The organism is Burkholderia sp. ZZQ-2, assembly GCF_050768715.1.
Taxonomy (GTDB): domain Bacteria; phylum Pseudomonadota; class Gammaproteobacteria; order Burkholderiales; family Burkholderiaceae; genus Burkholderia; species Burkholderia cepacia.
In genome coordinates this window covers 1-6,405 of record NZ_LDVA01000264.1, presented here as the reverse complement: position 1 = coordinate 6,405, position 6,405 = coordinate 1, and the positions used below count along the sequence as shown (strand labels likewise).

Annotated in this window: 8 protein-coding genes; 2 read left to right on the top strand and 6 right to left on the bottom strand. The window is 71.5% G+C overall.

Going from position 1 to position 6,405, the window contains the following annotated elements:
- Both ABY44_RS19675 and ABY44_RS19670 read left to right on the top strand, forming a co-directional pair.
- On the top strand, positions 1-1,461 hold a 1,461-nt coding region (locus tag ABY44_RS19675; RefSeq protein ID WP_431641631.1), incomplete at its 5' end, for an ABC transporter permease.
- Positions 1,462-1,489: 28 nt separating this feature from the next.
- Complete coding sequence (locus ABY44_RS19670) at positions 1,490-2,539, top strand: ABC transporter ATP-binding protein (RefSeq protein WP_431641630.1); 1,050 nt, start codon at positions 1,490-1,492, stop codon at positions 2,537-2,539.
- A gap of 155 nt (positions 2,540-2,694) precedes the next feature.
- Here ABY44_RS19670 and ABY44_RS19665 read toward each other — a convergent pair whose 3' ends face one another.
- The 6 genes from ABY44_RS19665 to ABY44_RS19640 are packed head-to-tail and all read right to left on the bottom strand — an operon-like array spanning position 2,695 to position 6,028.
- Positions 2,695-3,210: an SRPBCC family protein gene (locus tag ABY44_RS19665; protein ID WP_059698953.1), complete on the bottom strand. Its 516-nt coding sequence runs from the start codon at positions 3,208-3,210 to the stop codon at positions 2,695-2,697.
- Between the two features lie 44 nt (positions 3,211-3,254).
- Positions 3,255-3,887 (bottom strand): LolA family protein, encoded by a 633-nt coding sequence (locus ABY44_RS19660; RefSeq protein ID WP_431641628.1) that lies wholly within the window; start codon positions 3,885-3,887, stop codon positions 3,255-3,257.
- Entirely contained in the window at positions 3,884-4,315 is a 432-nt protein-coding gene (locus tag ABY44_RS19655) for a quinol oxidase (RefSeq protein WP_027788222.1), read from the bottom strand. Before ABY44_RS19655 ends, ABY44_RS19660 begins: the two co-directional genes overlap by 4 nt.
- Before the next feature lie 28 nt (positions 4,316-4,343).
- Complete coding sequence (locus ABY44_RS19650; RefSeq protein ID WP_027788223.1) at positions 4,344-5,129, bottom strand: anti-sigma factor family protein; 786 nt, start codon at positions 5,127-5,129, stop codon at positions 4,344-4,346.
- The gene (locus ABY44_RS19645; protein ID WP_431641626.1) at positions 5,126-5,641 is read right to left on the bottom strand and encodes a sigma-70 family RNA polymerase sigma factor; all 516 of its coding nucleotides are present in this window, start codon (positions 5,639-5,641) and stop codon (positions 5,126-5,128) included. The genes ABY44_RS19650 and ABY44_RS19645 overlap by 4 nt, the downstream gene beginning before the upstream one ends.
- A gap of 27 nt (positions 5,642-5,668) precedes the next feature.
- Positions 5,669-6,028, bottom strand: a complete 360-nt coding sequence (locus ABY44_RS19640; protein ID WP_027788225.1) for a COG4315 family predicted lipoprotein — start codon at positions 6,026-6,028, stop codon at positions 5,669-5,671.
- Positions 6,029-6,405: the final 377 nt, after the last annotated feature.

Genomic DNA, 6,405 nt, shown 5'->3' with positions numbered 1-6,405 from the left:
CTGTACCGCGCGGCCACCTTCGGCATCGATGATGCGATCGAGCTGCTGTGGCGCCCGCTCGTCGGCGAGTTGCTCGTCAACACGCTGTCGATCACGCTCGCCGCGACCCTCGCGTGCATGCTGCTCGGCACGGCGCTCGCGTGGTTCATCGAGCGCACCGACCTGCCGGCCCGGCCGCTGTGGACCGCGCTGGCGGCCGCGCCGCTCGCGGTGCCGCCGTTCATCACGAGCTACGCGTGGGTGTCGCTGAGCCTCGACCTGCAGGATTTCCTCGGCGCGCTGATCGTGCTGACCTCCGCGTACTTCCCGCTCGTCTACCTGCCGGTGGCCGCCGCGCTGCGCGAACTCGACCCCGCGCTGGAGGAAAGCGCGCGCACGCTCGGCTGCTCGCCGTGGCATACGTTCTTCCGCGTCGTGCTGCCGCAGCTGCGCCCCGCGCTGTGCGGCGGGATGCTGCTCGTCGCGCTCGGCGTGCTGTCCGAGTTCGGCGCATTCCAGTTGCTGCGCTTTCGCACGTTCACGACCGAGATCTATGCGGAATACCGCACCGCGTTCGACGGCGGCGGCGCGTCGCTGCTCGGCTGCGTGCTGATCGCGCTGTGCCTGCTGTGCCTCGCGATCGAGGCGCGCGCACGCGGCCATGCGCGCTACGGTCATACGCACCGCGCCGCACGCCGCGTCGCGATGCGTTATCCGCTCGGCAACCTGCGCGGCCCCGTCACCGTCGCGTTCGCCGCGCTCGCCGCCGCGACGCTCGGCGTACCGCTCGCGACGATCGGCTACTGGCTCACGCAACAGGGCGCAGCCGCCGTCACGCCGGCCGACGTGTCGCCCGAGCTGCTGTGGCAGGCCACGCTCGCGTCGTCCGGCTACGGCCTGACAGCGGCGGCCGTCACGACGCTGCTCGCGCTGCCGCTCGCGTTCCTGCTGGTCCGTTATCCGGGCCGCGTCGCCACCGTCCTCGAGCGCACGGCGATGACCGTGCAGGGCGTGCCGGGCATCGTCGTCGCGCTGGCGATCGTGTCGATCACGGTGCGGCTGCTGCAGCCGCTCTACCAGAGCGCACCGGCGCTCGTCGCCGCGTACGCGATCCTGTTCCTGCCGCTCGCGGTCGTCAGCGTGCGCGCCGCGCTGTCGCACGTGCAGGTCCGGCTCGAGGAAACCGCGCGCTCGCTCGGCCTCGGCTGGCGCGCGACGCTCACGCGCGTGGTGCTGCCGCTCGCGGCACCGGGCCTCGGCGCGGCCGCGACGATGGTGTTCATCTCGGTCGTGACGGAACTCAACGCGACGCTGCTGCTGTCGCCCATCGGCACCCGCACGCTCGCGACGCAGGTGTGGAGCGATACGGCGACGCTCGCGTTCGCCGCCGCGGCGCCCTATGCGGCGCTGCTCGTCGCGCTGTCGCTCGGCGCATCGGGACTGCTGTTCCTGCTGCTCGGCCGCGCGTCGGTGCGCAACTGAGCGCCGCCCTTTTTCCCCGGAACCGCCCATGAGCGAACTACGCATCCACGGCCTGTCCAAATCGTTCGGATCGCATACCGTCCTGCACGACATCGACCTCACGGTGCGGCGCGGTTCGCGCCTCGCGCTGCTCGGCCCGTCCGGCAGCGGCAAGACGACCCTGCTGCGCGTGCTGTGCGGCTTCGAGCGCGCCGAGCGCGGCACCGTCGAAATCGACGGGCGCCGCGTGGCCGCACCCGACCTGCACCTGCCGCCCGAGGCACGCCGGATCGGCTACGTGCCGCAGGAAGGCGCGCTGTTTCCGCATCTGTCGGTGGCCGACAACATCGCGTTCGGGCTGCCGCGCGCGGCGCGGCGGCGCCATCATCGCGTCGACGAACTGCTCGAGATGGTCGGGCTGCCCGCATCGTATGCGAGCCGCGCGCCGCAGCAACTGTCGGGCGGCCAGCAGCAGCGCGTCGCGCTCGCCCGCGCGCTCGCGCCGGAGCCGTCGCTCGTGATCCTCGACGAACCGTTCTCCGCGCTCGACACGTCGCTGCGCCATGAAACGCGCAGCGCGGTCGCGGATGCGCTCGCCGCGGCGGGCGCGACATCGGTGCTCGTCACGCACGACCAGCCCGAGGCGATGACGCTCGGCGACGAAGTGGCGGTGATGTGGCACGGCCGCCTCGTACAAACGGCCTCGCCGCAGACGCTGTACCGGCAGCCGGTCACGCGCGACGTCGCGTCGTTCGTCGGGCAGGCCGTACTGCTCGCCGGCCGCGTGCGCAGCATGCGCATCGCCTGCGCGCTCGGCGAACTGCCGCTCGTCGCGCCGCTGCCCGACGGGCCGGCCGACGCGATGCTGCGCCCCGAGCAGATCGGCATCGTGCCGGTCACGCAGGCCGATGCCGCGCGCGGCCATACGGCGCGCGTCGAAGCCGCGCGGTTCGCGGGCCAGGATGCCGATGTGGTCGTGCGCCTCGATGCCGATCCCGACGTGCTCGTGCGCGCACGCGTGCCGGGACACCGGTGTCCGGCCGTGGGCGAACGTGTCGCCCTGGTGGTGGATGGCGCGGTGATGGCGTACGCGCGCTGAGCGGTTGGCGCGGCGCGGCGTTTGGCGTTTGGCGTTCGGCTTTCGGCTTTCGGCTTTCGGCTTTCGGCTTTCGGCTTTCGGCTTTCGGCTTTCGGCTTTCGGCTTTCGGCTTTCGGCTTTCGGCTTTCGGCGCTTTTACACACGTTCACGCGCATTCAGGCATCGGCGCAACCCGCATCCCGCAACGGCCGGAAAGTCCGGCCGTCCGTCTCGACGGCCGCGCCCAGCAGCCGCGCGAGCCCTTTCGCGCCTTCGCGCATCACGACGTCGTGATTCCATCGGAACAGCGGCCGACCCAGCGGCTCCAGCCGGTTCATCCAGCGCACGTGCGTGCGGATGTGCCAGTCGTAGCGCACGATCGTGCGTGCGCCGTCGGCGGCGAACGACCAGCATCCGTCGCCCTCGATCGCGCCGCTCGCGCGGCCTTCGAGCGCATGACGCGGCTCGACGCGTCGCACGCGCATGTCGAAGGTCAGCCGGTACGGCAGCGCGCCCTTCCACGTGTACCGGTGCAGCGCGCCGACGCCGCGCACGTCGCCCGGCTCGATCTCGACGGTGCGTACGGCGCCCTTCCACCAGTCGGGCCAGCGGTCGACCTGGTAGATCGCATCCCACACCGCCGCGAGCGGCGCGTCCACGCGCCAGGTCGTCGAGAACCGGTATTCCGCCATGCAGCCTCCGGCATGCCCGTCAGGGGCATGAGTCAGCGCACCGCTCAGGGCGCGAAGAAGCGTTCGGGAAACGCGACGTCGATCTCGACGTCGTCGAGCGTCACGGTTTCGAGCGGCACGTCGCCATCGTCCGCGAAGCTGACGACCTTCAGCGGAAAGCCGTCCTCCGTATCCAGCCAGAGCCGGTAGCGATGCACGCCGTCGACCGCATGCGCGGGTGCGCCCGTGACCGACACGCGCAGCGCGGTCCGGCCGCCGACGGCCTCCTCGCCTTCGGTCACCGTCGAGCCGCCCTCCTGCAGCGCATGAACGTTGCGCAACAGTTCGCCGACGTCGGACTGGTCGACCCGGTGGCCGCTGCGGTCGCGCACGAGCGGATTGGACGGCGACAGCGTCAGCGCGGGCGGCGCATGCGCGCCGAACGGGCGCAGCCGTACCTTGCCGTCGCCGGGATCGTACGCGAGCACCGCGCCGTGATGCGGCGATACGAAATCCATCCGGACGAAGCCCGGTTTCAGGTACGCGTAGCGGAATTCCGTATGTTCGCCGCTGCGCGCGGACGAGCGGATCGTCGCGCGGTACGAGCGGACGTGGTCGAAATGCGCCTGCGCGACGGTCACGGGATCGGCGGTCATGCTCGCTCCTATCAGGCTCGCGGCCAGCAACGCGGCGATCACGGCGCCGCCTCGACATCGAGGACGCCTTCCATCCCGCGCTCGCGATGGCTGCTGAAAAACAGCAGCCGATGCGTGCAATAGTAGGCGAACCGGCCCGGCTGCGCCGGCGTGAAGCGAAACGTCTTCGGCGTCGTGCCGAGTGCCGTGTGCACCGCGATGCCGGCCTGCGGCGCATCGATTTCGAAGCTGTGCGGCACCAGGCCGGGCTCGGCCGACACGGTCAGCTCGACCGGCACGTGCGCCCGCACGATCACGTGGTTCGGTCGGAAGAAATAGCTGCCGCCGACGATCGCGACCCGCTGCACGCCGTCGGCGTCGACGGGCACGCGCACGGGTACGTCGCCCTCCGCCCGGGCAAGCGCGGTGCCCGCGGCGAGTGCCGCCAGCAACGGGATCAGCACGAGCCCCTTCGTCATCGTCATCTTCATCTCGTGCTCCGTACCGGCGCCGCGCGCATCACCCCTTCCATGCGTCGGTCTGGCCGCCGAGCGCACCGCACGCTTCGATCGCGAGTTCGCGCAGGCGCCGTTCATCGCCCTGGCCGGACAACGCGTAGCCCATCCCGCGATCCGACCAGAAATACGTGTAGCGGTCGCCGGCCGACATCGCCCGCGGCGCGACACGCCGTGCGTCGTAGGCCGTCATGTACAGCGTCACGCGCTCGCCGTCCGCGCGCTGGTACATGAGTTGCGCGGCCGGCCCCGCGTCGCCCGGGAGCAGCCGTCCGCCGAGCAGCGCGTAGCCGTATTCGTCGAGCGACGGCGCGCGCACGGGCCGCCCGAGACGCGCGGACAGCCACCCGGCGAGGCGTTCCGGGTCGCCTGCTCCGACTTCGACCGGATGTTCGCGATCGGCCACGTACGTCGCGTACGCGACATCCGCGCGCGCGGCGAACGCCGGTTCGCTGTCGAGCGCGACCCAGCCCGCGTGCAGCGCGATGCCGATCAGCAGCCCGGCCGCGAGCCCCGCGAGCGCATGGGCGATCCCGCGCCGACGCGGCGCGCGGCGCTGCACGAACAGCGCGGGCGCGGCACCCGGCAGCGGAAACAGCGCCTGCAGTGCGTCGCGCTGCGCCCGGTAATGCGCGAATCGTTCGGCCTCCTCCGGATCGGCCTGCACCCGCTCGAGCATCTCGTTTCGCTCGCGCCCGGACAGCTCGCCGTCCAGCAACGCGGACAGCAGTTGCGCCGACGCATCGTCGTCCCGCTCGTCGTTCGAAGGTTTGCGCGGTTCGTCCATCATGTCTTCCCGATCACCCGTAACGCGGGCGTGCCGTGCGCCGACGGCTCGTCCAACAGCATCGCGCGCATCTGCCCGCGCGCCCGTGCGAGGCGCGACATCACCGTTCCCACCGGGACACCGAGCACCTGTGCGGCGTCGCGATAACTCAACTCCTCGAGCGCGACCAGCAGCAACACCTCGCGCTGCTCGACCGGCAGCCGGTACAGCGCGCGCTGCACGTCGCGCAGCACCAGCCCGCCGATCTCGCCGGCCGGCGCGGCCATCGTTTGCCACGGCGCCGTCGCATCGTCGACCGCGATCTCGTGCCGCGCGCGCAACTGGTCGATGAAGCGGTGCCGCAGCAGCGTCAGCAGCCACGCGCGCAGGTTGCCGCCATCGCGCGGCGGGCGGTTCAGCGCACGCTCGAGCGTGTCCTGCACGAGATCGTCCGCCCAGGCGCGGTCGCCCGTCAGCGCGCGCGCATAGCGCGTGAGATGCGGCAGCCACACCAGCAGATCCGATTCATAGCTCATCAGGATGCCTCGCGCACCGCCACGCGGTCACGGGCGCGCAACGTGCCACATGCCGCCGATCCCGTCGCCGCCCGCGTCGCCGGGCTTGCGATCCTGCTTCCAGCGATACAGCGGGCGCCCGCGATACGCCCATTGCTTGCGGCCGTCGTCGCGCGCGACGAGGCTCAGCGCACCCACGGCCTTGTCGTACGCGTCGGCGAGCGCGGGCGGCCAGTTGGCCGCGCACGCGCTGTCGCACGCGCTCTTGCCGGGCGCGTCGCGATCGAACACGTACAGCGTCATGCGATCTTCGTCGACCAGTTTGCCGTCGCCGGCACGGGGCGGTTCCGCGGCGGCCGGCCGCACGATAGCCGCCGTCAGCGCGGCGGCAACGAGTATCCGTTTCATGTCCTTTCTCCTTGGCACGGCATCGCGACACGGCGGCACCGGCAGGGACGATCGGCTTCGTCGCGACCATTATCCCGCCGGCCGGTGCTGCCGGGATTCGGTATGTAAACGGACGAAGGAGGCCGATTATTCCGCGTCGGCCGACGAACGCCGGCCACGGCCGTTCATGCGACGAAAGAAAGCGCGCCCCAAAAAGGACAACGCGGCATGACATCCCTGTCATGCCGCGTTGCGCGACCCGTTGCGCACGGCGGCCGATCTCGCGCCGCCGTGCGTGTCCGGCCGATTACCTCGGCAGTGCGCCCGTCAGCGACTGGAGCAGCGACGACACCGGTGCGAGCGGGTTGCCCGGCGCGCTGTTGCCCGAATGCGGCGTG